Annotated in this window: 4 protein-coding genes; all 4 read right to left on the reverse strand. The window is 73.1% G+C overall.

What is annotated here, in order from left to right; genetic code table 11:
* A partial coding sequence (locus AB1609_20790; GenBank protein MEW6048880.1) for a zinc metallopeptidase occupies positions 1-411 on the reverse strand: 411 nt, incomplete at its 3' end.
* Between the two features lie 256 nt (positions 412-667).
* Positions 668-1,411 carry a hypothetical protein gene (locus tag AB1609_20795; GenBank protein ID MEW6048881.1) on the reverse strand — a complete coding sequence of 248 codons (744 nt, stop codon included), beginning with the start codon at positions 1,409-1,411 and terminating at the stop codon, positions 668-670.
* Positions 1,386-2,315, reverse strand: a complete 930-nt coding sequence (locus AB1609_20800; GenBank protein MEW6048882.1) for a S1 RNA-binding domain-containing protein — start codon at positions 2,313-2,315, stop codon at positions 1,386-1,388. Before AB1609_20800 ends, AB1609_20795 begins: the two co-directional genes overlap by 26 nt.
* Before the next feature lie 3 nt (positions 2,316-2,318).
* On the reverse strand, positions 2,319-2,592 hold a 274-nt coding region (locus AB1609_20805), incomplete at its 5' end, for a hypothetical protein (GenBank protein ID MEW6048883.1).

Consider the following 2,592-nt stretch of genomic DNA (forward strand, 5'->3'; position numbering starts at 1 on the left):
CACCAGAGAAAGCACCAGCACCAGCACCGCGGAGCCCCACGCCAGGAGCAGCAGGCGGCCGCTCGCTCCGTTGGCGGCGAGCAAAAACGCCGGCAGGCCACCCCGGCCGTGGTCCACGGCGTGGCCCACCTCGTGGGCCGCCACCACGGCTGCCCAAACCCCTTTGCCCTCCCACACCGCGCGGGAGAGCACGAGCTCCCGCCTCTCCGGAAGGTAGGCTGCCTGCCCGTGGGCCAGGCCCTCAGCGAGCACCAGCCGCAGCCCCAGCCCGGCGCGCTTGCCCAGGGCAAGGGCGTAACCGGCGCCCGGCCGGCCCGCCTGGAACCGGGCCAGACGCCGTGCCGCAACCACGCGCACCACGGCCACGCCCACCGCTCCGGCGAGGAGCAACACAAGAGCCCCCAACACCACCGTTAGTCTCCCTCCTCCCCAAACGCAAAAAGGCACCTGGGCCCGCCTCTTTGGGCAGGGTCCACGCGCCTTCCCTCACCGCCCCGCAACCATGCCGCGGGGCGAACTCATCCCCGGGCCGCAGGACCGCGTCCCGCGGCCAACGGGCCCCCGGCCGAAACGGCCAGAGGCCCGATCACCGCTCAACGAAGAAACCCGCCCGAAGGCGGGAACACGTCCGTGGAAACACCACAAGCCGGCACCGGCGCCGGCACCCTCATAGTAGCACCGGCGGGCCGCCCCTGTCAAGCCCCCCGGGGGGGAGCCTCTCGGCCTCGGCAAGCCCGCCGCGGGCCGGCGCCCAGAACTGCACCGGCTCGCCCGGCCGCAGGAGCGCCCGGTCCCAGGTGTAGCGGGCATCCACGTGCTCCGGGCAGGCGCGGGCGCACTCCTCCGCAAGCTGCGGGGTGCCCGCGACCACCAGCACGCGCTCGCCTTCGGGGAGAAAACCCGCGTTTTCGCGAAACCACCCCACCTCCAGGGGCCAGACCCTGGGCGCGATCACCCAGAACACCGCCTCGCGGTACTCCCAGCGGGCCTGGAAGCCCAGGTGCGGCTCCGCCTTCCAGGAGCCGCCCGGCAGGCACAGCCACAACTGCGCCGCCGCGACCAGCCGGAGGAAGCGCGGGGCCGTGAACGCCCCCAGCACCAGACCCCGCCGGCGCCTGAGCTCCGGCCCGGGGCAGTAGCCCGGCGGAGTGACGCCCGTGACCAGACGGTCGAGAAAGCCCAGGGCGTACAGCCTGGCCATGGCCGCACGGCAGTTGCGCTCCAGCGCGTGCGCCGCCTGGGCGCGGGTCAGGGCCCGCAGGCCCAGGGCGAGCTCGCAGATGCGGCCGTCGGTGTCGTACAGGACCTCCGCGCAGGTTATCCCGCGGGACTCCACCCGCACCTCCATCCGCCCGGAGGCGTCGCCGGAGAAAGGCCCCCGGCCGTCATCCGCGGGAGAGAACCCGCACAATTCTGCCGGTACCTCTCCTGGAAGGCTCGTCAACTTCCCTCACCTCCAGCAGGACGCCGGCGCCCACGGGAAGCCCGCCGGGAGGCGAGTGGGCAAGGAGCGCCAGGCCCGGCTCCAGCTCCGCGAGCAGGGCATGGCCGTCGGACACCAGCCGCACCACCCGGGCTGAGTACACCCCTCCCCGGCGGTAGCGGGCCGCCGCACCCTGCCAGGGGTCGGGCAGCGCCCAGCGCCGGGACACCACGGCCTCCCTCCGGGCAGCGTCCAGATCGATCACCTTCACCTGCACGCAGTCCCCCGGGGAGAGCACCTCGCGCAGGTGGTCCGGGGGCGACCAGGAAAACTCCACCCTGGGCAGCCTGCCGGTCACGCCGCCCAGGTCAACCGTGGCGTGCGAACGTGCCACCCACCTCACCACCGCCCGCCAGAGAGGAGCGACTTCCACGATGCGGCTCCTCACCCGGCGCAGCTCGGCCCGGGCAAGCCCACCGGTGTCCTTCCCCAGTTCCCTCTCCCTGGCCCGCAGCGCCAGGAGCTCCCGGCACCCGGACTCCAGCTCCGCCCAGGTCTGCCGGGACATCTCCTCCAGGAGGGAGCGGCGCTCCAGCAGGCAGGAGCCCTCCCTGCGGTCGCACGCCCTGATCCGGCAGGCCAGGTACGCGCCCACCAGGGCCACCGGGTTGGAGGGTAGCCCGTCGCCCGCGTCGGGCATGGGCAGGTACCCGCGCACCCCGCCCAGGTCCAGCACGAAGCGGACGTCCTCCCCCCGCCCTTCCACACCTACCACCCGTGCGTCAACCCTCTTTCCCGCCTCCATCGCCGCGTACAGCTCGGGCCAGGGGTCCTTCGGCAGCACCAGCCTGTCCTCCGCCCAGCCCTCCGGCCTCACCTCTGTCCCGTACACGTTTCACCCCTCCTTCTTGCTTGTTGCAGCTTCCGGCTCACCGTTTGACGAGAGAGCCTCCCTCACGGGGGGCTCCAGCACCTCAGCCGCGTACCGGAACACTTGAACCCAGCGCTCAAGGTGCGTCGCAGAAGCCGCGTCCAGCGGCCCCCGGGCCAGCAGGGTCTTGATCTCCGGCAGGCACGCCTGCACCCGGCTGCCCAGCGACTCCACCAGCCAAAGCAGCGCGGCCCGCGGCTTCTGGAACCTGTCCACCTGCACGCGCAGGGCCTGCTCG

Source organism: Bacillota bacterium (assembly GCA_040754675.1).
In the GTDB taxonomy this organism is placed as follows: domain Bacteria; phylum Bacillota; class Limnochordia; order Limnochordales; family Geochordaceae; genus Geochorda.